Annotated in this window: 19 protein-coding genes; 4 read left to right on the top strand and 15 right to left on the bottom strand. The window is 67.6% G+C overall.

The window, feature by feature from the left end; translation table 11 throughout:
- Genes AB0H61_RS02105 through AB0H61_RS02085 form a run of 5 tightly spaced genes read right to left on the bottom strand, consistent with a single transcriptional unit; the run spans position 1 to position 5,258 of the window.
- Positions 1-813 carry a carbohydrate ABC transporter permease gene (locus AB0H61_RS02105; protein WP_357298079.1) on the bottom strand — a complete coding sequence of 271 codons (813 nt, stop codon included), beginning with the start codon at positions 811-813 and terminating at the stop codon, positions 1-3.
- Entirely contained in the window at positions 803-1,834 is a 1,032-nt protein-coding gene (locus AB0H61_RS02100; protein ID WP_357298077.1) for a sugar ABC transporter permease, read from the bottom strand. Before AB0H61_RS02100 ends, AB0H61_RS02105 begins: the two co-directional genes overlap by 11 nt.
- A gap of 4 nt (positions 1,835-1,838) precedes the next feature.
- Positions 1,839-2,720 carry a metallophosphoesterase gene (locus tag AB0H61_RS02095; RefSeq protein WP_357298075.1) on the bottom strand — a complete coding sequence of 294 codons (882 nt, stop codon included), beginning with the start codon at positions 2,718-2,720 and terminating at the stop codon, positions 1,839-1,841.
- The gene (locus AB0H61_RS02090) at positions 2,717-4,087 is read right to left on the bottom strand and encodes an ABC transporter substrate-binding protein (protein WP_357298073.1); all 1,371 of its coding nucleotides are present in this window, start codon (positions 4,085-4,087) and stop codon (positions 2,717-2,719) included. The genes AB0H61_RS02095 and AB0H61_RS02090 overlap by 4 nt, the downstream gene beginning before the upstream one ends.
- Before the next feature lie 22 nt (positions 4,088-4,109).
- On the bottom strand, positions 4,110-5,258 hold the full coding sequence (locus AB0H61_RS02085) for an ABC transporter ATP-binding protein (protein WP_357298072.1): 1,149 nt from the start codon (positions 5,256-5,258) through the stop codon (positions 4,110-4,112).
- Between the two features lie 202 nt (positions 5,259-5,460).
- On the opposite strand from AB0H61_RS02085, the gene AB0H61_RS02080 reads away from it, so the two are divergent.
- Together AB0H61_RS02080 and AB0H61_RS02075 are read left to right on the top strand one after the other, a co-directional pair.
- Entirely contained in the window at positions 5,461-6,159 is a 699-nt protein-coding gene (locus tag AB0H61_RS02080; protein WP_357298069.1) for a hypothetical protein, read from the top strand.
- Positions 6,160-6,575: 416 nt separating this feature from the next.
- On the top strand, positions 6,576-6,854 hold the full coding sequence (locus tag AB0H61_RS02075) for a YggT family protein (RefSeq protein ID WP_357298066.1): 279 nt from the start codon (positions 6,576-6,578) through the stop codon (positions 6,852-6,854).
- 21 nt (positions 6,855-6,875) lie between these two features.
- Here the strand turns inward: AB0H61_RS02075 and AB0H61_RS02070 are convergent, their stop codons facing one another.
- Together AB0H61_RS02070 and AB0H61_RS02065 are read right to left on the bottom strand one after the other, a co-directional pair.
- Positions 6,876-7,184 (bottom strand): putative quinol monooxygenase, encoded by a 309-nt coding sequence (locus tag AB0H61_RS02070; protein ID WP_357298064.1) that lies wholly within the window; start codon positions 7,182-7,184, stop codon positions 6,876-6,878.
- A gap of 371 nt (positions 7,185-7,555) precedes the next feature.
- Positions 7,556-8,404, bottom strand: a complete 849-nt coding sequence (locus AB0H61_RS02065) for an SDR family NAD(P)-dependent oxidoreductase (RefSeq protein WP_357298063.1) — start codon at positions 8,402-8,404, stop codon at positions 7,556-7,558.
- 54 nt (positions 8,405-8,458) lie between these two features.
- On the opposite strand from AB0H61_RS02065, the gene AB0H61_RS02060 reads away from it, so the two are divergent.
- Positions 8,459-9,430 carry an alpha/beta hydrolase gene (locus AB0H61_RS02060; RefSeq protein ID WP_357298061.1) on the top strand — a complete coding sequence of 324 codons (972 nt, stop codon included), beginning with the start codon at positions 8,459-8,461 and terminating at the stop codon, positions 9,428-9,430.
- Between the two features lie 35 nt (positions 9,431-9,465).
- Here the strand turns inward: AB0H61_RS02060 and AB0H61_RS02055 are convergent, their stop codons facing one another.
- The 7 genes from AB0H61_RS02055 to tkt all read right to left on the bottom strand — a co-directional run bounded on the left by AB0H61_RS02055 (position 9,466) and on the right by tkt (position 19,307).
- Positions 9,466-9,945, bottom strand: coding sequence for a hypothetical protein (locus tag AB0H61_RS02055; protein ID WP_357298059.1), 480 nt, complete (start codon positions 9,943-9,945; stop codon positions 9,466-9,468).
- Positions 9,946-10,030: 85 nt separating this feature from the next.
- A complete protein-coding gene (locus AB0H61_RS02050; RefSeq protein WP_357298057.1) occupies positions 10,031-12,682 on the bottom strand; it encodes a thiamine pyrophosphate-dependent enzyme in 2,652 nt (883 codons plus the stop codon).
- 97 nt (positions 12,683-12,779) lie between these two features.
- Positions 12,780-13,568, bottom strand: coding sequence for a 6-phosphogluconolactonase (gene pgl, locus AB0H61_RS02045; RefSeq protein ID WP_357298055.1), 789 nt, complete (start codon positions 13,566-13,568; stop codon positions 12,780-12,782).
- Positions 13,561-14,469, bottom strand: a complete 909-nt coding sequence (gene opcA / locus AB0H61_RS02040; protein WP_357299814.1) for a glucose-6-phosphate dehydrogenase assembly protein OpcA — start codon at positions 14,467-14,469, stop codon at positions 13,561-13,563. Before opcA ends, pgl begins: the two co-directional genes overlap by 8 nt.
- Positions 14,466-16,022 carry a glucose-6-phosphate dehydrogenase gene (gene zwf, locus AB0H61_RS02035; protein WP_357298053.1) on the bottom strand — a complete coding sequence of 519 codons (1,557 nt, stop codon included), beginning with the start codon at positions 16,020-16,022 and terminating at the stop codon, positions 14,466-14,468. Before zwf ends, opcA begins: the two co-directional genes overlap by 4 nt.
- Positions 16,023-16,025: 3 nt before the next feature.
- Positions 16,026-17,159 (bottom strand): transaldolase, encoded by a 1,134-nt coding sequence (gene tal / locus AB0H61_RS02030; RefSeq protein ID WP_357298051.1) that lies wholly within the window; start codon positions 17,157-17,159, stop codon positions 16,026-16,028.
- Between the two features lie 6 nt (positions 17,160-17,165).
- Positions 17,166-19,307 carry a transketolase gene (tkt, locus tag AB0H61_RS02025; protein ID WP_357298049.1) on the bottom strand — a complete coding sequence of 714 codons (2,142 nt, stop codon included), beginning with the start codon at positions 19,305-19,307 and terminating at the stop codon, positions 17,166-17,168.
- A gap of 443 nt (positions 19,308-19,750) precedes the next feature.
- Between tkt and AB0H61_RS02020 the strand changes: the two genes are divergently transcribed.
- Positions 19,751-20,740, top strand: a complete 990-nt coding sequence (locus AB0H61_RS02020) for a heme o synthase (protein ID WP_357298047.1) — start codon at positions 19,751-19,753, stop codon at positions 20,738-20,740.
- Here the strand turns inward: AB0H61_RS02020 and AB0H61_RS02015 are convergent.
- The gene (locus AB0H61_RS02015; RefSeq protein WP_357299811.1) at positions 20,733-22,190 is read right to left on the bottom strand and encodes an FAD-dependent monooxygenase; all 1,458 of its coding nucleotides are present in this window, start codon (positions 22,188-22,190) and stop codon (positions 20,733-20,735) included. The two genes, AB0H61_RS02020 and AB0H61_RS02015, sit on opposite strands and share 8 nt — an antisense overlap.
- Between the last annotated feature and the right edge of the window lie 69 nt (positions 22,191-22,259).

The raw sequence follows: 22,259 nt of genomic DNA, 5'->3' as shown, positions 1-22,259 counted from the left end.
TCACTTCAACCCGGAGCGGACGAACGCGTTGACGATATGCCGCTGTAACAGCAGGTAGAGCATCAGCACCGGCAGGCACGCGAGGCTCGCGAGGGCCATCATCGGACCCCAGTCGTCGCCCTCGGTGCCCATGAAACTGCGCAGCCCCAATTGCAGGACGCCGTTGGAGCGTCGCAGCACCACGGCGGGCCAGAAGTATTCGTTCCACGCGTTGATGAACAGCAGGATGGCCAGGGCCGCGAGCGCCGGGCGCAGATTCGGCACCACCACCGTCCACAGGATCGACCAGGACGAGCGTCCGTCGATCTTCGCCGCCGCGACAAGCTCTTTCGGGAAGGCCGCCATATGCTGGCGCAGCAGCAGCACGGCCAGTGCGGAACACAGCGTCGGCAGCACCACCCCGATCAACGTGTCGATCAGGCCGAGCCGGTTGAGCAGCACATAGTTCGGCAGCATGGTGACCTGGAACGGCACCAGCCAGGTGCCGACGAACGCCAGGTACAACAGGCGTTGCAACGGAAAGGTGTACATGGCGAAGGCATAGGAGGCGAGCAGCGCGATGAGCAGCTGCGCCGCCGCGGCGAGCAGCGCCACCAGGAAGGTGTTCGCGATCAGCCCCGCCACATCGACCTTGTGCGCGGCATCGGCGTAGTTCGCGACCGACAGCGGCCATGGCACCGGCGACAACGACATGACATCCGACGGCCGGCGCAACGAGGTCGCGAAGAGCCAGTAGATCGGGAAGGCGCAGAGCACCGCGGTCCCCGCGAGCAGCAGATGGCTGCCGATGCCGCGCAGACGCTCAATCATCATGGAAGGACAGCCTTTCCGAGAGCCACACCAGCAGACCGGCGATCACACCGAATCCGGCGAACAGCAGCACCCCCGCCGCGGCGCTGAGCCCGGCGTCGAAGCTGTGGAACGCGTAGTCCCACAGCAGGTAATAGATGTTGGTGGTGGATTGGGCCGGACCACCCTGCGTCATCGAGTCGATGAGCGGGAACGTCAATGTGGGCGTGAGCAATACCGTTGTCAGGACCAGGAACAGCAGCGTCGGCGAGAGCAGCGGCAGGGTGATCCAGCGCCGGATCTGCCCGGGTGACGCGCCATCGACGCGCGCCGCCTCGTCATAGTCCGGGCTGATACCCGCCAACCCGGCCCAGACCACCAGCACCGCGAAACCCAGGAGCTGCCAGCCGGTGATCACGATGATGACCGCCTGCGCGGTGTCGGCGTCGTAGACCCAGTTGTGGTCCGAGCCGAGCACCCGGTCCACCGCTCCACCGCCGGGGTGCAACAGCCAGCGCCAGACCGCCGCGGCGGCGACCGGGGCCACCAGGAAGGGAGTGAAGATGAACGCCTGGTAGATCGTCCGGGCGCGAGGGCGGACCCGGCGGCCCGCCAGCGCTAGGGACAACGGCAGCCCCACCGTGAACGGGAGCAGGCCGGCGATCAGGACGACGGTGCGCCAGAGGGAATCACGAAATGCCGGAAGGTCGAGGAGACGTTCGTAGTTGGCCGTGCCGACCGGGCGCATGGGGGCGCTGGGGAGCAGATTCCATGAATAGGTGGACAGTTCGAACGCCTGAACCAGGGGTCGGTAGGTCCAGATGACCAGGAGGGCAAGGGCCGGAGCCAGATACAGGTAGGGGACAGCCGAACGCCCCGCTCGGCGAGCGAACGAACGATACCGTGCCGTCCGCGTGGGCGCCGATGTGCCGATCGCGACGGAACTCACTGCCCCGGAGGAGGTCTCGTCGTTCCGGCGATCGCCTTCGGACGCGTCCGCTTCGCCGGGACGGTCCTGCCGAGCGGGGGATTCGACCACGAACATCGGATCACCGCCGCTCGGCGAGCGCGGCCAACTGGTCCAGCACCTCCTGCTCGGGGCGGTCGTAGATCGCCGGTGCCGCGGTGGCTTCCACGGCGGTGGCCACCATGCTCGAACCGAGCACGTCGATTCGGGTGAACCCGAATCCGGTGATCCCGCGGTGCCGTCCCGAGGGCGCGAGGGTGTCGATGCGGTAGGACAGGGCCGGGCCGATCCACACCGGGATCCCCGCCAGCGCGGCGGCCCCGGTGAGATGGTTATGACCGCAGACGATCATGCCGACGTCCGAGCCGGTCAGCGCCGACGCCAGCAGCTCCGGGTGTTCCAAGCGCAGGAAGTCGGGCCCGGGGATGGGGGAGCGCACGGGCGGGTGGTGCAGCACGAGCAGGGTGCCGCGCGGTGCCGGGGTGCGCAGTTCGGCGGCGAGCCGGTCGAGCTGCGCCGGAGTGAGGCGACCGTGATGATGGCCGGGAATCGTGCTGTCCAGGGCGATGATCCGCAGGCCCGCGACCTCGACGACGCGGTCGAGCGGGGTATCGCGATCGATATCGCGATCCAGCAGTTCGGCACCGAAGGCGACGCGCTCGTCGTGATTGCCCATGACGTAGACGATTTCGGCACCGAGCTCGTCGGCCGCCGGCTCCACCGCCGCGCGCAGCCGCCGGTATGCCTCGGGCGCACCGTTGTCGGCGAGGTCACCGGACAGCACCAGCGCGTCGATCCGCCGCCCGGAAACGATGAGCCGATCCAGGGCTCGGATCAGGTTGGCGTGGGAGTCGATCGCGCCGTGCACGAGTTCGCCCGTGGGACGCAGATGGGTATCGGTGAGCTGGACTATGGTGATCCCGGCGCCATCGGCACTTCTCGGATCGCCCGTGGTGCCGTTCATGCGGCCGGCACCAGTTTGCGGCCCTGATCCTGCGCGGCGGTCAGGGTGGACTTCGGATCCTTACCCTGGAAGACGACCGCCTCGACCGCATCCATCATGCCGTCGCGGATCTGGAGATAGTTGGTGCCCGGCATGGAGATCCACGGCTCCATGGCGGCCAGCTGCGCGACATTCGGAGCGAGCAGTGGATTGCGGCGCGACCATTCCCGCAGGCCGTTCGGATCGTCGAGCAGGCTGGTGCGCAGCGGGAGGTAGCCGATGCCCTGGGAAATCTTCACATAGGCCTGCTCGCTGGTGAGGAACCGGATCAGTTCCCACGCGGCGCGCTGCTTCGCCGGGTCATCGGACAGGATGTACAGCGAGGCACCGGAATTCGTGGGCACCGTGGTCTTGGCTCCGAAGCTCGGCATCGGCGCCGAACGCAGATCCCACCGGTCCTGCGCGCCCTTGACGAACTGGCCTTGAATCGCACTGGTCTCCAGGATCATGCCGATCTCACCACGGCCGAAGGCCTCGTAGCCCTGTTTCTGGTTCAGTGCGGGCATACCCCCGCTACGCACCAGATCCTGTGCCATCCGGGTGACTTCGACGGCGGCGTCGTCGGCGTAGGTGAGGGTGCGACGGTCCTCGGAGATCACCCGGCCGCCGTTGGAGCGCACCAGCGACTGGAAGCACCAGTCCTTCGCGGCCTTGGTGAGACAATCGATGTATACCCCGCCGCGGCCGGTCTTCTGGATCGCGGCGGCCGCGTCCGCGACCTGTTGCCAGGTGCTCGGCGGATGCGCGGGATCCAGCCCTGCCTCGGCGAATAGCGTTGCGTTGTAGTACAGGACCGGTGTGGAGAAGACGAACGGAACACCGTAGGTGCTGCCGTTCCAGTCGGCCAGGGTGCGGGCGCGCGGCGCGAAACCGTGCCGGGCGCCGTCGAAATTCTGCTGCACCGTCTTCTTACCTACGAGCGCGTCCAGCGATTTCGCCTGCAACTGGTTGACGGTGAAATCCAAGTCGCTGAAGCCGAGCTGCGCCACATCCGGCGGTGTGCCCGCCACCATCTGGTTCTGGATGCTGGAGATGGTGTCGGTGGCCGGATTCGGGCTATTGCCCTGCGGCTTCTGCGCCGTCACGGTGATATTCGGGTGCTGGGTACGGAAGTCGTTCAGCAGGGCGTCGAAGGTGTCGGTCCAGGCGCCCGCCATACCGTAGTTGTAGGACTCGAAGACGATCGAGACTTTCCGGTCCGGTGCGAGTTCCGGGATCGTCGCGGTCGGGGCGGCGGAATCGGTTGCGGTGCCGCCCAATCCGCCGCAAGCGCTGAGCGCGAGGGCGGTGGTCAGCGCCAGACAGGTGGCGGACAGGATGCGTTTCACTGGAAGTGCTCCTCGTGGTGGGCTACGACAGGCTGGGTGCGACGGAGACGTCGGCTTCGGCGTGATCGGGCTCGGCATCTGCTCGGACAGGCTGCGCGCCATGCCATTTCATGCGCAGGCCCGACTCGGGGTGGAAGAGATGGATATCGGCCGGATCGACGCTCAGGCCGATCTCGGTTCCGGCGACGACGCCCGCGGGGCGCGGCACCCGAGCACAGATCTGGCGCATGCCGAGGTCCAGATGTACGAGCTCCTCGCTGCCGAGGTTCTCGACCATGCGGACCCGGCCGCGCAGATCACCCGCGGTCGGATCGATACGCAGCCGCTCCGGACGGATACCCACGGTGACGGCGGTGTCACCGCAGGTATCCGCGATACCGAGCGCGGCGTCGAGTCCCTCCGCGCCCACACGCAGTCGACCGGCGCGCTCGGAAACCGTGGCGGGCAGCAGGTTCATCGGTGGGGCGCCCAGGAATCCCGCGACAAAGGTCGAACGCGGCCGGTCGTAGAGTTCCGTCGGGGTGCCGACCTGCTCGACGTGGCCGTCATTGAGCAGTGCGATCCGGGTCGCCATGGTCATCGCCTCGACTTGGTCGTGGGTGACGTACAGGAATGTGGTGCCGAGGCGGCGGTGCAGCCCGATCAGCTCCGCCCGGGTGGCGCTGCGCAATTTGGCGTCCAAATTCGACAGCGGCTCGTCCATGAGGAACGCTCCCGGATCACGAACCATGGCGCGTGCCAACGCGACCCGTTGCCGTTGCCCTCCCGAGAGTGCCGCGGGCCTGCGGCCGAGTAGCGGCGTCAACTCCAGTGTGGCCGCGACCTGCGCGACGCGTTCGGCGATCCGGGCGCGCGGCAGGCGCCGCGACTTCAGTGGGAAGCCGATATTGCGTTCCACCGTCAAATGCGGGTACAGCGCGTAACTCTGGAAAACCATGGCCAGATCACGTTGCTGCGGTGCGAGTTCGGTGATATCGCGCCCGTCGAGCAGGATCCGGCCGGAGGTCGGCAATTCCAGTCCCGCGATCATCCGGAGCAGTGTCGACTTCCCGCATCCGCTCGGCCCGAGTAACACCATGAACTCGCCGTCGGCGATGTCCAGATCCACGTCGCGCACCGCGTCGGTCGCACCGAACCGCTTCGACACCGCTTCGATCTGCAGCCGTGCCACTGGTCCTCCTTCGCTCGGTTCGCCGTCCTGACCCGGTCAGTGTCGGCGGGCCGGGGCTTCGCACGCGGGTGCGATAGGCAACGCCGATCGCACGAATCGAGGCGGTCGCGTGGGCGCGCCGAGGTCGGCGGCCTCGGGGACTGTGTTGTCGCTGACGCCCATCGGTACAGCGATGAGGACTCCGAGAGATGAGGAACAATTCATGAGAACGAAGCTGACCGCGACCGCCGCGCTATTGATCGCCGCGCTGAGCGCGGGCGCCGGAAGCGCCGGTGCCGCCCCGGAACCCGCCGCCGTCGGGTTCGCCACCACGGCCGGGGAGAAGTCGGTCTCGATCACCACCGACGCCGGTTCGATGGCCGTCGAGGACGGGGTATTCAAGATCGTGGCCGCCGACGGGACACTTGTCGCGGGTGCCGAATTGGCCTTCCACGTCGATGATTTCGTCTTCCCGATCGCCGCCGACATCAGTGGCCGCACCGCCACCCTGACCCCGCAATACGACCTCGCCCACGCCACCTACCGCCCTGTCGCCCTGCCCTTCGAAGATCAGGCCCCCTGGAAGACCGAATACGAACGCGAACAGGCCGCCTGGAGCCGCTTGACCTCCACCATCAGCATGGGCGCCACCATCGGCACCCTGGTCGGCGGTCTCGGTGGCGCGGCCGTCGGCTGCGTCCTCGGCGGCATCGCGGGTGCGACCGTCGCCTCGGCCACCATCGTCGGTCTCTTCGGCCCGTTCATCCCGGCCGCGGCCGTCGGCTGTGCCGGCGGCATCATCGCCGTCGGCGCCCTCGGCACGCTGGCAGGCCAGATCCTGGTCACGGCCCCCGTCGCCATCGTCGCCGCCATCCAGTACGTCAGCACCCTCAACCAACCGGCTCCCAAGCCCGCGAAGTAGCTCTGCCGTAGGGCCGCGCCGAATATCGGAGCTGAATGCGCCGGGGCGGGGGATCAGGGTGCTCGGGAAAGCTTCCCGCCCCGGTGCAGTTCCAGAGCGTTGGCGGCTGACGTTGGACACGTCCTCCGCCGGTGGTTCCGAATTGTCGTCGGAATGGGGTCGACTGTACGAAATGGCGGGCAGCCTCGCGACGGTTCGCCAGATGTTTGCGGGATCGTTAGGGGGAGTGACGGCCCCCGCGATTCGTTGTGGTCATACGGTGACCCATATCTGATGCAATGGTGATCAACATCGCTCGACGTGTCCGTTTTGCCCGGCCTGATAGTCGGCTGAGAAGTCGCAAGATGGGACACTTCGAGCCGTCCGGCCGCGTTGAGATTTGTAGACGGCCGTTCGGCTGATACGAAGGAGTTGTCATGACCCTCATCGGGACAGTGCTCGGGTACGCCCTGACGCTGTTTATCGTCGTGCTGATCGCGCGGATGGTGCTGGACTGGATGGGTGTGCTCGGGAAGGGAAGTTCGCCGGGTGTGATCAAGGCCCGCGGCTTCGCCCAGGCGGCGACCGAGCCGGTGATCGCACCGGTGCGGAAGGTATTGCCGCCGATGCGCACGGGTGGGCTGTCGATCGATCTGGCCTTCACGTTGGTGTTCATCGCGGCGCTGATCCTGCGGTCGATCGCGTTCAGCCTGTAGCCGCGGGGGCGTGCCCATCGGTCAGGCGGGCACGCCCTTCCTGGCCACGGGCTCGCCGACGATCAACTCCGCGCCCGCGATGAGCTCGCCGAGCACGGGTGTCGCCGCGGCCATCGCCGCGCTGTCGCGATGGGTGGTGAAGGCGTCGTCGTCGGCATAGATTTCGGAGACCCAGAACAGTTCCGGATCGTCCTTGGAGCGGTTCAGGACGTAGAGAAGGGTGCCGGGCTCCTTCTCGACCTGCGCGAACACCGGCCCGAAGGCGGCGATGAGGTCCTCGGCCCTGCCTTCCTTCGCTTTCACCCGGGAAACCAATGCAACCTGCGGCATTCGAGCGCACCTCCGAGAACTGTCGACGGGATGGTCATATGAGCCGGAAAGTCCGGTGCGAACGGCCTTTCGGGCGACACCCGCTGAACTGTCGAGCCTGCGCGCCGAGGAGCCCGCGCGGTGTGGATCGGCACCGGCGAGGGTCAGACTATCACCCGTCGTGAAATCCGCCGGTGGGCGCGCGCGGTGCAGTCATCGGGCCGATTACGCGGGTGCGCAACGAGATTCGCCGACCGTATCGTCCGATTCGGCCGTGCGGGCGGGACCGCGCCGCATCGCGATCGCGACCAGTGTCGCTACCGCGAGCACCAGGGCGGCGATGAGGAACGCGGCGCGGTAGCCCTCCCGTCCGCGAGTGTTCGTCTGCGGGTTCAGTCGTTGCGCGGGATGCGCCCGTTCACATCGGTGAACCCGTATTGTTCGGCGAGATCGGCCACGCGCCAAGCAATTCCGGTGCGCTCGCGTCGATCCGGGTCGCAGGCGAGGGCTACAACGGCCCGGCCGGGGAAGCGCGGGGTTTCCGCGGCCGCCAGGTCGTAGGTGCCCTCGCCGGGTAGGGTGACCAGCCGTCGACCCTCGGCATCGACCGGAACCCGTTGCAGCAGTTCGGTATCCACGATGCCGGGCCACAGCGAGACGACGGTCACCTCGGTATCGATGAGGTTGTGTGCCATATCGGCGGTGAGGCGGTCCAGCGCGGTCTTCGCCACCCCGTAGACGGCATTGTGCATATATCGCTGTGCGCCGGGCGAGGAGATATTGACGATCAGGCCACCCGATTCGATCAGCAGCGGAGCGGCGAAAACGGCTGCCGCATAGTGTGATCGGACGCCGACGTCGAAGGTCTCGTCCCATGCCGACGGGGGTACGTCCCAGAACGGCTTGCCCAGCCAGCGGGCCGCGGCGGGGGAGTTGTAGACATTGTTGACCAGGATGTCCAGGCGCCCGTACTCGTCGCGCACCCGTTCGAAGAGACGCTGTACCGCATCGTCGTCGCGATGATCGCAGACGAACGGAATGCCGACGCCGCCCAGCGCGTCGATCTCGGTCGCTGTCCCGTGCACCGTGCCGGGCAGCCGCCCCAGTGTGGCCGATCGTCCGGTGACGAATACGGTCGCACCCGCCGCGCCCAACTCGAGTGCGATGCCTTTGCCGATGCCGCGGCTGGCGCCGGTCACGACGGCGACTCTGCCGCCTAGTTCCTGAGGTATTCCGCTCACGACTTCGGGACATTACCGTGAAATGAGAACACGTTATAAGTTTTGGAGGCGGTAGTGGAACTGAACCATCGGTTCGTGACAACCAACGGCATCCGAATGCACGTCGCCGAACAGGGCGACGGGCACCCGGTGATCTTCTGCCACGGCTTCCCGCACACCTGGTACATGTGGCATCGCCAGCTCCCCGCCGTCGCCGCGGCGGGCTATCGCGCCATCGCACCTGACTTGCGCGGATACGGTCGCACCGACGCTCCGGTGGATATCGACTCCTACACCAATCGCGCCGTCGCCGGCGACCTGCTGGGTCTGCTCGACGAGATGGGCGCCGATCGGGCGGTGTTCGTCGGCCTCGACTTCGGTGCGGCCCTGGTCTGGGAGCTGGCGCTGCGCGCCCCCGAACGCGTCAGCGGCGTCATCGTGCTGAACAACCCCTTCGCTCCGCGCCCGCCCCGCGCTCCGTCGCAGCTGTGGGCCAAGGCCGCTCAACGTCATTTCCTGCACCTCGACTACTTTCAGAAGCCCGGAGTCGCCGACATCGAACTCGGCGCCAGTCCCCGCGAATTCCTGGCCCGGGTGTATTACTCGCTCAGCGCCGACTACCACTACCTCGACACCTGGCGCCACCCCGCCGAGGGGACCGGCTATCTCGATGTCCTCCCCGAAGCGCCCGCCCTGCCGTGGCGCTGGCTCACGCAAGATGATCTCGACACCCTGGCGAAGGACTTCGACAACACCGGGTTCACCGGCGGCCTGAACTGGTACCGGGCGCTGGACCGTAACTGGGAACTCACCGCCGACTATGCCGACGCCCTGGTCACCGTGCCCACGTATTTCCTGTACGGGGACCGCGACCCCGATATGGAAGGATTCAGCGGCCGCGACCCCCTCGGAACGCTCCGCGCCCATGTCCCCGACCTGCGGGCCGTCACCGAGATCCCCAACGCCGGACACCTGGTCCAACTGGAGCGCACACCCGAGGTCAACGCGCTGATCACCGATCATCTGCGCGATCTCGCTCTGTCGTAGGGATCGCCCCTCCTACGAGATCGATGGGGATCCGGTCAGTGGTATTCGGACGATAGTTCGGGATAGTCGGCCCAGACCGGCAGCGGCCGGTACTCGAGGTAGGCGGTGAGCCGGTCGAGGAGGTACTGCCAGCGCGGGCCGATGATGCCCGCCTCGGTGGGGCAGAGATGGCGGCGGATCAGTTCGACGTTCGTGACGACGCCGATCTGAGTGAACTGGAGTTCCAGGATGGAGCCGTCGATATGGATGACGAGCTCATGCGGCGCCACGCAATGGTCGACGCGCACGGCGATGGGACCGGGTATCGGCCCGTCGATGGGGTCGATGGTCAGGTTGCCGTTGCCGCCGGTGACGCCGCCGAGCCAGCGCCCCAGCTGACTGGGCGAGGTGCACGCGGACCACACATCCAGGACCGGCTGGCGAAACGACCGTAGATAGTGCAGCAGAACCTGATCGCCGCCGGATGTGCGATCGTGCTCGGGGCGTACTTCGCCGAGCATGGACACCTCGGTCATAACCAGGTCCTTTCGCTGCAGGTCGGAAATTCTCTCTACTGTATTTCCACCGGATGGCGCGCGAGGGCGGTTCGCCGCGCCTCGATCACCCGGCCAGGAGTTTGTCGGCGGCGGTTTCGATGCGGGCTTCATCCAGCAGCACGGTGTCGGCCGCCGGACCGAGCGGGATGAAACTGTCCTCGCTGGTGACGCGCGCGATGCGGCCGTCGAAGCCCGCGTCGAGCAGAGCGGTGGCCACGGCTTCGGAAATACCACCCGTGCGGCGGGTTTCGTCGGCGATGAGGACGTGGCCGGTGGCGCGGGCGTGGCGCAGCAGGTCATCGACGGGCAGGGGATTGAGCCAGCGCAGGTCGAGAACGCGGGCATGGATGCCGCGCTCGGAGAGTCGGTGCGCGACGCGCAGGCTCATCGGGACGCCATTGGCGAAGCTGACAATGGTGAGATCGGCGCCCTCGCCGTAGATTCCGGCGCGACCGACCTCGAGGTGGTCGGTGGCGGAAATCGGGGCGAGCCAGGCGCCGTCACCGGGGCGCAGGTCACGGGTGTGGTAGAGGGCAATGGGTTCGACGAAAACGCAGACGCGTCCGTCCACGCGCGCGGCCGACACACAGGTCCGCAGCATGGCGGCGGCGTCGTCGGCACGAGCCGGGGTCGCGATGATCAGGCCGGGGATATCGCGCAGCGCCGCAAGGGAATTGTCATTGTGGAAGTGACCCCCGAAGCCCTTCTGATAGGCCAGGCCCGCGACCCGCACCACCATCGGATTGCGGTAGCGGCCGTGTGAGAAGAACGAGAGGGTGGCGCCCTCACCGCGCAACTGGTCGGCGGCATTGTGGATATAGGCCAGGTACTGGATCTCCGGAATCGGAACGAAACCGGCCAGCCCGGCGCCCAGCGCGGTGCCGAGAATGCTCTGCTCGTCCAAGAGGGTGTCGAAGACCCGGCGCGCGCCGAAGGTCTTCTGCAATCCCTTCGTCACCCCGTAGACGCCGCCTTTGCGACCCACGTCCTCGCCGAATACGAGCACATCCGGGTCGCGGCCGAGCAGATCCGCCAGCGTCCGGTTGATCGCCTGCGCCATCGTCATCGGATCGCCCTGCTGCGAAACACGATCCACCCGCGCAGCAAGGCCGGGCTGGGTGCCGAGCTCCGGCTGGGTGCGGTGTTCGGGAGGGGTGCTGCGGTCCGGCCGGGTGTCGAGTTCCGGTTGGATGCTGCGAGCTGGCCGGGTGTCGCGGTCTCGCTGGGCATCGTGTTCGGGCTGGGTGCGGTGGTCGGGAGGCATGCTGCGGTCTGGCTGGGTGCCGAGTTCCGGCTCGGTGTGGTGTTCGGGCTGGGCGCCGCGCTCCAGCCGGGCGCCGCGAAGACGCTGGGCGCTGCGGAGGATTCGGGCGGCGCGATCGAGCCGCGTACCACGCTCGGACCGTGCGGCGCCGCGCGGCGTGCCGGTCGGGCCCGCTGCCTGCTCGTCGACCGCCGCCGTGCCCGGATGTGTGGTGTCGGTGGTCATCCCGCGCTGTCCGGGATCGGCCTGAGGCGGTTCGGACGCGGGTTCGCTTACTTCCACGCCGCCACCGGGCTCCGCCGTAATACCGTTGTGGCGCAGTACATCCGCGCGCACTAGGTCGGGATGGTCGGGCGCGAGAGGGGTGACGACGGCAGCCGCGGTACCGAGTTTCGGTTCGTGCCAGACCAATTCGGCCATGACGGCGACGCGGTGGGCGATATCGTCGTAGCGTTCCAGCACCTGCTGCGGTGTTGCCGAACCCGAGGTCACGAACAATCGCCCGGTAGCGAGCACGGGATCGCGGTCGAGGTCCGCGGCAATGTCGGCGGTTCGGCGGTAGGCGGATTCGACATCGGATCCCGCGTGTCCGAGCAGCCGCACCGTGCGCAGCCGCAGGAAGGCGGGTTTGCGATGCTTGCGCACCCAGTCGGCCGCCGCGGTGGCCGTCGTCAACGCGTCGACGGGATCGCATCCGTCGGCACTGAAATACGCGAGCCCGGGACGGTGGCCGTAGGCGTGCTCGATCCAGTCCGGCGGGGTCGGCACACTGATACCGATCCCATTGTCTTCGCAGAGGAACAGGATCGGCATGGGAATGCCCTGGTGTGCCGTGTGAATCGCGGTGTTGATAGCGCCCGCGGCCGTGGAGTGATTGGCGGAGGCGTCGCCGAAACTGCACAGCACCACCGAATCCGCGGGCCATTCGCTCGAAATACCCAGCCGCGCGGCACGTTCGAGCGCAAACGCGAGACCGACCGCGCGGGGCAGGTGGGAGGCGATGGTGGAGGTCTGCGGGATCACATTCGCGGGCTTGCTGCCGAAAACCTTGTGCCTGCCGCCGGATATCGGGTCCGCGGCGGCCGCGACCACGCCGAGTAGGACATCGCGGATCGGATCGATCCCGGGCACGCGCCGAGCGCGGTGCACGAAGAACGCCCCGGAGCGGTAGTGCAACAGCGCCGGATCGGTGGTGCGCAGCGCCGCGGCCACCGCCGCATTTCCCTCATGGCCCGATGAACCGATGCTGTAGTACCCGCGGCGGGCGCTGCCGAGCCGCCGTGCCGCCAGATCGAGGTGCCTGCTGGTGGCCTGCGCGTCGAACAGTTCGAGCAGCACGGCACTGGTGATGCCGGGTGCGATCGGCTGATCGGCCGACCGGCTCGGCGGTGCGGTCAGCGCCGAGATCTCGGCCCGGAATCGTTCATCGAGTTCCACATCGGCACCGCTCATCGCGGCACCGTACCCAACGGCCGCGCAATCACGCCGCGACCGCAACCTTCGTCGAACCCCTCGGCCGGCACCCGACCCCTCCTGTCCGAAAGGCGCGCTAGCGCAGCGCGGCAGCCGCCTCCTGATCGAGCAACCACGTGGTCGATTCCTGGCCGATGGCGCCAGCGGCCGGAATATCGACCGGTTCGGCTCCGGCGATCGCCGCGGCGACGGCCTCCGCCTTGGCCGCCCCGCCGACCACCAGCACCACATGCCGGGTGCGACGTACGGCGGGCAGGGTGAGGGTCACCCGTACCGGCGGCGGCTTCGGCGAATCCGTCACCGCGACAACGAATTCGTGCTGTTCCCGGACCGCGTCGGTATCGGGGAACAACGAGTTCACGTGCCCCTCGCCGCCCATCCCGAGCAGATGCAGGTCGAATGCCCCGTATTCGGCGAGGTGGGCGTGCACCGCGGCCGAGTACTCGGCCGCGGCCTCGACCGGATCGGGGTACTCCCCATCGGAGGCCGCCACCGGATGCACCCGGGCGTGGTTCACCGGCACGTGATCCAGCAGCGCCCGGCGCGCCTGCAGTTCGTTGCGCTCCGGATCGCCCGCGGGCACGAATCGTTCGTCGCCCCAGAAGATGTCGAGCCGCGACCAGTCGATGTCACCGGGCGATTTGCGTACCAGCTCCAGCAGTCCGACCCCGGTGCCGCCGCCGGTCAGCACCACCGAAGCGGAGCCGCGCGCCGCCTGAGCCGCGACCACCACCTCGACGAACCGGACCGCCGCGGCGGCGACGAGCGCCTCGGTATCGGGGTGTACATCGATGACGTCGACCGGGAATTCCCTCGTGACGCGCGTGCCCTGGTCGGTGTACTCCTGCCCCGCGGTTTCACTCATAGGTCACCCTCTCGATTCCGGCGAGTGCCTCGGCGTAGATCTCGTCGGCATCGAGCCGACGCAGCTCCTCGGCCAGGCAGTCGCGAGTCTCCCTGCGTGCCAACGCGATCCGCTGATCAGGATCTCCGGTGCGGGTCAGTGTGGCGGTGCGGCCGGTCTGTGGACGTTCGATGGCGATGGAGCCGGTCGGGCGGTGCACCTCCACCCTGAGAGCGCCGGAGCGACGGCGTACCGGGCAGCCGAGCCGGGCGGCCAGCCAGCCCGCGAGCATATCCAGCGCCGGTTCATTGCGCAGGCCCGAGATGGTGACCGAATCGACCCCGTCGTAGGGCGGTTCGTCCATCGCGGCGGCGAGCAGTGCCCGCCAATAGGTAATGCGGCTCCATGCCAGATCGGTGTCACCGGGTGCGTAGGATCCGCGGCGCTTCTTGATGGTGGCCTGCGGGTCGGCGGCGAAGGTGGCATCGGTGATGCGCCGCGTCGCCAATCGTCCGACCGAATCCTTGGACGGGAAATCCGGGGCGCCGCGCGGCCACCACGCCACCACGGGGGTATCTGGCAGCAGGAACGGCGTGACGACACTGCTCTCGTGATTGACCAGTTCGCCCTGCAACCGCAGCACGATGACCTCGGCCGCGCCCGCGTCGCCGCCGACCCGGATCTGGGCGTCCAGTTTGGTCTCGGCCTCACGATCGCCGCGCGCCAGCACAACCACGCGACACGGATGCTCCCGGCTGGCGTCGTTGGCCGCGTCTATGGCGTCCTCGGCCTCGGAGCTGTCCAGCGTGCAGACGACCAGGGTGAGCACCCGGCCCATGGTGATGACACCGTTGCTCTCGCGCAGCTGCACCAGGCGCTTGGTGACCGCGCCGGTGGTGGTGTCGGGCATATCGACGATCACGGTCGCCGCCATTCCCGCCCGGTGCGGGCGAGCATTTCGTCGGCCGAGGACGGACCCCAGGTGCCCGCCTCGTACTGTTCGGGTTTGCCTTCGGTGGACCAGCGCTCCAGTACCGGATCCAGGATGCTCCAGGACAATTCGACCTCCGCGTTCACCGGGAACAGCGACGGCTCCCCGAGCAGCACGTCGAGGATGAGGCGTTCGTAGGCCTCGGGGGAGGACTCGGTGAACGCTTCGCCATAGCTGAAGTCCATGTTGACATCGCGCACCTCCATGCTGGATCCGGGCACCTTGGACCCGAATCGCGTGGTGATGCCCTCGTCCGGCTGCACCCGGATGACCAGGGCGTTCTGCCCGAGATCCGCGGTCATAGTCTGATCGAACGGCAGGTGAGGGGCGCGCTTGAAGATCACCGCGATCTCGGTCACCCTGCGGCCGAGTCGTTTTCCGGTGCGAAGGTAGAACGGCACCCCGGCCCAGCGCCGGGTGTCGACCTCGAGGGTGATCGCGGCATAGGTCTCGGTCTTGGACTGCGGGTCGAAACCCTCCTCGTCGAGCAGCCCGACCACCTGCTCGCCGCCCTGCCAGCCGCTCGAGTACTGACCCCGCGCGGTGGTCTCGTCCAGCGGCTCGACCAGTTTCGTCGCCGAGAGCACCTTGATCTTCTCGGTCTGCAACTGATTGGGCTGGAAGCTGATCGGCTCCTCCATCGCGGTGAGCGCGAGCAGTTGCAGCAGGTGGTTCTGGATGACGTCGCGGGCGGCGCCGATGCCGTCGTAATAGCCCGCGCGCCCGCCCAATCCGATGTCCTCGGCCATGGTGATCTGGACGTGGTCGACGTAGTTGGCGTTCCAGATCGGGTCGTAGAGCTGATTGGCGAAGCGCAACGCCAGAATGTTCTGGACCGTCTCCTTGCCGAGGTAGTGGTCGATGCGGAAGACCGTCTCCTCCGGGAACACCCGGTTGACCAGTGCGTTCAACTCGACCGCACTGTCCAGGTCGTGCCCGAACGGCTTCTCGATCACCACCCGGCGCCACGGCTTGCGACCGAGCGCGTCGGTGGTATCGGGCTGGGCCAGTTTGTGTTCGGAGAGCTGGTCGAGCACGACCGGGAACATATTCGGCGGAATCGACAGGTAGAAGGCGTGATTCCCGCCGGTGCCACGTTCCTTGTCCAGCTTGGCCAGGGTCTCGGCGAGCCGCGCGAAGGCGGTGTTGTCATCGAAAGTGCCCTGGACGAAGCGGATCCCCTCCGCCAGATGGTCCCAGACCTCCTGGCGGAAGGGAGTGCGCGCGTGCGACTTCACCGATTCCAGTACGACCTGCGCGAAATCCTCGTCCGCATAGTCGCGCCGGGCGAAGCCGACCAGGGCGAAACCGGGAGGCAGCAACCCCCGGTTCGCCAGGTCGTAGATGGCCGGCATCAGTTTCTTGCGGGATAGGTCACCGGTGACACCGAAGATCACCATGCTGCACGGACCCGCGATGCGTGGGACGCGTTTGTCCCGTTCGTCGCGCAGCGGGTTCTTCCAGACCTCTGCTGTGCCGGCCATGGATCAGTTGCTTCCGCCCGCGGCGCCCAACTCCTCGGCTGTTGCGGAAAGCAGCTCTTCCCAGGACTTTTCGAACTTGTCCACGCCCTCGCGCTCGAGTACGTCGAAGACGTCGTCGAGGTCGATGCCGACGGCGGCCAGCTTGTCGAAGATCTCCTGCGACTCGGCGCCGGTGCCGCTCAGGGTGTCGCCCCGGACCTCGCCATGATCGGCGACGGCCTCGAGCGTCTTCTCCGGCACTGTATTGACCGTGTTCGTCGCCACCAGCTCGGTGACGTACAGGGTGTCGGAGTACTCCGGATTCTTCACGCCGGTCGAGGCCCACAGCGGCCGCTGCCGATTCGCGCCGGACGAAGCGAGAACCGAGTAGGCCGAGGTGTGCGCACCACCGTCGAAGATGTCCTGGTATGCGGCGTAGGCGAGGCGGGCATTCGCCACACCGGCCTTACCGCGCAGTGCCAGGGCCTCCGGGGTGCCGATCGCCTCGAGCCGCTTGTCGATCTCGGTATCCACGCGGGATACGAAGAACGAGGCGACCGAATGGATCTTGGCCGGGTCGTGGCCCGCGGCCTTGGCCGCGCGCACCCCGTCCAGGTACGCGCCCATCACCGAACGGTAGCGGGCGACGGAGAAGATCAGCGTTACGTTCACGCTGATGCCCTCGGCGAGCACCGCGGTGATGGCGGGCAGGCCCGCCTCGGTCGCGGGGATCTTGATGAACAGGTTGGGGCGGTCGACGGTCTTCCACAGGTCGATGGCCTGCGCGACGGTCTTCTCCGCGTCGAAGGCCAGGCGCGGGTCGACCTCGATGGAGACGCGGCCGTCCACGCCCGCGCTCGCTTCGAACACCGGGAGGAACACGTCGCAGGCGGCGCGCACGTCGTCGGTGGTGATGGTGCGGATGGCGGCGTCCGCGTCCGCACCTTGCGCGGCAAGCGCTTTCACCTGCGCGTCGTAGAAGTGGCCCTGGCTGAGGGCGCCCTGGAAGATCGTCGGGTTGGTGGTGACACCGACGATGCTGCGGGTGGCGATCAGCTCGGCCAGGTTGCCGGACTGGATCCGGTCCCGCGACAGATCGTCCAGCCACACCGAGACACCGGCCGACGAGAGCGCGGCGAGGTTTTCGTTCTGTGCCATGAGCGATTATCCCTTCACGTTTTCGAGCGTGCGCTGCGCGGCCGCGACAACGGCGTCCGCGGTGATACCGAACTCACGGAACAGGGTCTTGAAATCGGCCGAGGCGCCGAAGTGCTCGATCGAGACGATCTCGCCCGCGTCACCCGCGAAGCGGTGCCACGGCATGGCGATACCGGCCTCGACGGTGACCCGAGCGCGGATCGCGGGGGGCAGCACCTCGTCCCGGTAAACCTTGTCCTGCGCGTCGAACCACTCCACACACGGCATCGAGACCACACGGGTACCGATGCCCTGCGCCTCCAGCGTAGTGCGCGCGGCGACGGCGAGTTGAAGCTCCGAACCGGTAGCGATCAGGATCACCTGCGGGGTGTCGGTGGAGGCCTCGGCCAGGATGTAGCCGCCCTTCTTGACGCCCTCGTAGCTGGTGCCCTCGACGATCGGCAGGTCCTGCCGGGTCAGCGCCAGCGCGGACGGGCCGTCCTGGTGCGGGGTGTCCGACGGCACGAAGTGCGAGGTGTGCTCGCTGGAGTCGCGCTCCAGGATGGTGCGCCAGGCGTAGGTGGTCTCGTTGGCGTCACCCGGGCGCACCACGTTCAGGCCCGGGATGGCGCGCAGCGCGGCCAGATGTTCGATCGGCTGGTGCGTCGGGCCGTCCTCGCCGAGGCCGATGGAGTCGTGCGTCCAGACGTAGATGGCCGGCACCCGCATGAGCGCGGCGAGACGAACCGCCGGGCGCATGTAGTCGGAGAAGACCAGGAAGGTGCCGCCGTACGGACGCGTCGGGCCGTGCAGCGCGATGCCGTTGAGGATGGAGCCCATGGCGTGCTCGCGGACACCGAAGTGCAGGGTGCGGCCGTAGGGGTTGGCCTTCCACATGCCGGTCGAGATGGACTCGGGGCCGAAGCTCGGCGTTTCCGGCATGGTGGTGTTGTTGGATTCGGCGAGGTCGGCCGAACCGCCCCACAGTTCCGGCAGCACGGGCGCCAGCGCGGCGAGCACCTTGCCGGAGGCCTTGCGGGTCGCCATACCCTTCGGATCCGGCTCGTAGGTCGGCAGCGCCGTCGCCCAGCCCTCGGGCAGGTCACGGGCCTGGAGCCGGTCGAACAGTGCCTTGTTCTCCGGGTTGGCCTGGGCCCACGCGTCGAACTGCTGCTGCCAGGCCGCGTGCGCCTGCTGTCCGCGCTCGACCGCCTTGCGGGTGTGCTCCATGACCGCGGCGTCGACCTCGAAGCTCTGTTCCGGGTCGAAACCGAGGATCTTCTTGGTCGCGGCCACCTCGTCGGCGCCCAGCGCGGCGCCATGCGCGGCGCCGGTGTTCATCTTGTTCGGGGCCGGGTAGCCGATGATGGTGCGCAGCACGATGATCGACGGCTTCGCGCTCTCCGCCTTGGCCGCGTTCAGCGCGTTCTCGATGGCGACGACATCCTCGCCGCCCTCCACCACCTGGACGTGCCAGCCGTACGCCCCGTAGCGCTGGGCGACATCCTCGGTGAAGGCGATGGTGGTGTCGTCCTCGATGGAGATCTTGTTGTCGTCGTAGATCACCACCAGATTGCCGAGCTGCTGGGTACCGGCCAGCGACGACGCCTCCGAGGTGACGCCCTCCTCCATATCGCCGTCGGAGGCGATCACGTAGATGAAGTGGTCGAACGGGCTCGTGCCCGGTGCGGCCTCCGGATCGAACAGTCCGCGCTCGCGGCGCGCGGCCATCGCCATACCGACGGCGGAGGCCAGGCCCTGGCCCAGCGGGCCGGTGGTGATCTCGACGCCGTCGGTGTGCCGGAACTCGGGGTGGCCCGGGGTGAGCGAGCCCCATTTACGCAGGTTCTTCAGATCGTCCAGCTCGAGACCGAAGCCGGTCAGGTAGAGCTGGATGTACTGGGTCACACTGGAATGACCGCAGGACAGCACGAAGCGATCCCGGCCGACCCAGTGCGGATCGCTCGGGTCGTGGCGCATCGTGCGCTGGTAGAGGGTGTACGCCAGAGGCGCAAGGCTCATCGCGGTGCCGGGGTGGCCGTTGCCGGCGTTCTGCACCGCGTCGGCGGCCAGCACCCGTACAGTGTCGACGGCCTTGGTGTCCAGATCCGTCCAGTCGTCCGGGTGGTTCGGCTGAGTGAGGGCGCGGATGTCGTCTGTGACTGACACGACCGAGGTTCTCCTGACATTGGTTTCGTCGACGGCGGCGGTGTTGGTTCGAGCGACCTGCAAGCAGTCGCCAGCGGCGGCGGCGAGTGGTTTTTCGACCACGAGACGCACGGCAGCTGCGCGGTGCGTGCCGGGGTGTCCCCACCACCCTAGATGTGCCCGGTGAGCGGCATGGCGGGAACCCGTCTTACCGGGGCATGTGTCGGGGATTCATGGCATGAATCGGGCTCCCGGGAGACCGATTCGTGACCGGGTACCGACCGGTCGCGTCGGGGGTTTCGGGGTGCCTGAGCAAGGGGCGAGAGGTAGAGCACCCTCGGCGAGGGTCTACCATCCTCTGTAGTAGTAGCCGCGCCGCACTGTGCTGTGCATCGGAACATCCAGGGCCGAGCGCGCTGCTCGTTCCAATGCCGGATGCGATGCACAGCGTGCGAGGAGAGACAGTGCGGATTGGGCAACAGCCGGGTGGCCACGGTGCGCACGGCGCCTCCGCGACGGCGCTTGCCGATCGACTGCAGGGTGACGGTTTCGTGTCTCGGCTCATGCGCCGACCGCTGGCGTACATCGCGCTGACCAAGCCCCGCGTCATCGAACTACTGCTGGTCGCCACCATCCCGACGATGCTGTTGGCCGACCGCGGCCACGTGGACATCCGGCTCATCCTGGCCACGCTGTTCGGCGGGTGGATGGGCGCGGCCAGCGCGAACACCCTGAACTGCGTCGCCGACGCCGATATCGACAAGGTGATGAAGCGCACCGCCAAGCGGCCGCTGGCCCGCGACGCGGTCCCCACCTCGCACGCCTTCGTATTCGGCGTGGTGCTCGGGCTGGGCTCGTTCGCCTGGCTCTGGTGGCAGGCCAACCTGCTCAGCGGCCTGCTGGTCGTCGCGACCATCCTGTTCTACGTCTTCGTGTACACCCTCGGGCTCAAGCGCCGCACCTCGCAGAACGTGGTCTGGGGCGGCGCCGCCGGATGTATGCCCGCGTTGGTCGGCTGGTCCGCGGTGACCGGCACCATCGGCTGGCCCGCTATCGCGCTGTTCGGTGTCATCTTCTTCTGGACACCGCCGCACACCTGGGCGCTGGCCATGCGCTACAAGGAGGACTACCGCGCGGCAGGCGTGCCGATGCTGCCGGTGGTCGCGACCGAGCAGGCGGTGACCAAGCAGATCGTCATCTACACCTGGCTCACCGTGCTGACCACACTGGCGCTGGCGCCCGCTACCGGTGTCGTCTATACCGCCGTGGCGCTGGTGGCCGGAGCGTGGTTCTTGCTCATGGCGCACCAGCTGTACGCGGGCGTACGTCGCGGTGAGTCGGTGAAGCCGCTGCGATTGTTCCTGCAGTCGAACAACTACCTGGCCGTGGTGTTCTGCGGTCTGGCCGTGGATTCGGTCCTCGGCTGGGATACGGTCGGCAGCTTCTTCAGCTGACGGCGGTGTTCTTCGAGCTGACGTCGCCGCGGCGGGCGATGTAGCCGTCGGGGCGCACTTCGATCACCGTGCCGTCGACCGCGGCGTAACCGTCGAAGGCGTGGCCGTCGATGTCGACGACATACCGTCCGGTCGACGATATGCCCGGCCGGATAACCCGGTATGTCCTGACGTCCGATTCGGCCGGGAGTTCGTCGCTCTCGCCGAAAATCAGCAGCGTCGCCTGCGGGCCGCGGAACAGATCGAATAACCGGACCGGATGCCCGGAAGCGTCCTTCAACGGAGCGTCCGGCGCCCGGTCACCGGCGACGAGCGGGCCGCGCTCGGTGCGGTAGCTGATATCCAGCTGCTGGGTTTCCGCGCCGCGGTGCATCGCATCTTCGTCGCCGTCGACCAGCTTGTCGAGCAATTCGGCGCTGATTCCGAGCACCCGGGCCGCGACCGTCCGCCGTTCGGATTCGTAACTGTCCAGGTGTGACTCGTCGCCGCGCAGCGCGGCGGCCAGCTTCCAGCCGAGGTTGTACGCGTCCTGGATACCGGTGTTCATGCCCTGGCCGCCGGTGGGCGGATGGACGTGTGCGGCATCACCGGCCAGGAATACCCGGTCCTGTCGGAAGCGCTGCGCCAGTCGGATATTCGGCCGCCAGACGGTGACCCAGGTGAGGTCGGTGAGGACGATATCGGTCCGGCCGGAGTACCGGTCGACGAATTCCTGCAGGGTCTCCAGGGTGGGTTCGGCGTCGTCGTCGAGCGGGGCCGCGAACTGGAATTGGCGGCCGCCGGGCAGGGGGGACAGCGCGATACCCTCCATCGGGCGTTCCGCGGAGGCGGCGAACCAGTAGCCGCAGTCGTGGTCGAGCGCGTCGGCCCGGACATCGCCGAGCAGCATCCGGATCGACTCGTCGGTACTGCCCTCGAAGGGGATGCCGAGGGTTTTGCGCACCGTGCTGCGTCCGCCGTCCGCGCCGACCAGGTAGGCCGCGCGAACCGTTTCGGTGCCCGCGTTGTCGACCAGCGTCGCGGTGACGCCGGTGGCGTCCTGCTCGAAAGCTGCGAGCGCCGTACCGAGTTCGACCCGCACACCGAACTCCGCGAGCCGATCGCGCAGGATCGCCTCGGTGCGGGACTGTCCGAGCACCCGGAGGTTGGGGTAGGGGATTGCCGGCGTCGGCTCGACCGGTTCGGCCATCCGGCGTTCGGCAACGAATTCGCCGCCGAAATATGCCCGCATGACCGGCGTCTGGGTGCTCGCGGCGTGGATCGCGTCGAGCACGCCGAGGTCGTCGAAGACCTCGAGGGTGCGGGGCTGGATGCCGTCACCGCGGGACCCCGCGAAGAATTCGTCGGCTTTGTCGATGATGCGCACCGGGATGCCCTGGCGGGCGAGGTCGATGGCCAGGGTCAGGCCGGTGGGGCCGGCGCCCACGATGAGTACCTGATCCGTCTCGATTCCTCCATAGCTGAATTGAAATTCACTGAATGCGGATTCACTATGATCTTGATAGGTTTTGCTGTCAAG

Origin of the sequence: Nocardia sp. NPDC050710 (genome assembly GCF_040654375.1) — a bacterium.
Lineage (GTDB): Bacteria > Actinomycetota > Actinomycetes > Mycobacteriales > Mycobacteriaceae > Nocardia.
This window is presented reverse-complemented; position numbering and strand designations above follow the sequence as displayed.

Bases quoted from the DNA above. Each gene is read 5' to 3' on its own strand.
- AB0H61_RS02105 (WP_357298079.1), bottom strand. From the start codon at position 813: ATGATGATTGAGCGTCTGCGCGGCATCGGCAGCCATCTGCTGCTCGCG.
- AB0H61_RS02100 (WP_357298077.1), bottom strand. From the start codon at position 1,834: ATGTTCGTGGTCGAATCCCCCGCTCGGCAGGACCGTCCCGGCGAAGCG.
- AB0H61_RS02095 (WP_357298075.1), bottom strand. From the start codon at position 2,720: ATGAACGGCACCACGGGCGATCCGAGAAGTGCCGATGGCGCCGGGATC.
- AB0H61_RS02080 (WP_357298069.1), top strand. From the start codon at position 5,461: ATGAGAACGAAGCTGACCGCGACCGCCGCGCTATTGATCGCCGCGCTG.
- AB0H61_RS02075 (WP_357298066.1), top strand. From the start codon at position 6,576: ATGACCCTCATCGGGACAGTGCTCGGGTACGCCCTGACGCTGTTTATC.
- AB0H61_RS02070 (WP_357298064.1), bottom strand. From the start codon at position 7,184: ATGCCGCAGGTTGCATTGGTTTCCCGGGTGAAAGCGAAGGAAGGCAGG.
- AB0H61_RS02055 (WP_357298059.1), bottom strand. From the start codon at position 9,945: ATGACCGAGGTGTCCATGCTCGGCGAAGTACGCCCCGAGCACGATCGC.
- AB0H61_RS02050 (WP_357298057.1), bottom strand. From the start codon at position 12,682: ATGAGCGGTGCCGATGTGGAACTCGATGAACGATTCCGGGCCGAGATC.
- pgl (WP_357298055.1), bottom strand. From the start codon at position 13,568: ATGAGTGAAACCGCGGGGCAGGAGTACACCGACCAGGGCACGCGCGTC.
- zwf (WP_357298053.1), bottom strand. From the start codon at position 16,022: ATGGCCGGCACAGCAGAGGTCTGGAAGAACCCGCTGCGCGACGAACGG.
- tal (WP_357298051.1), bottom strand. From the start codon at position 17,159: ATGGCACAGAACGAAAACCTCGCCGCGCTCTCGTCGGCCGGTGTCTCG.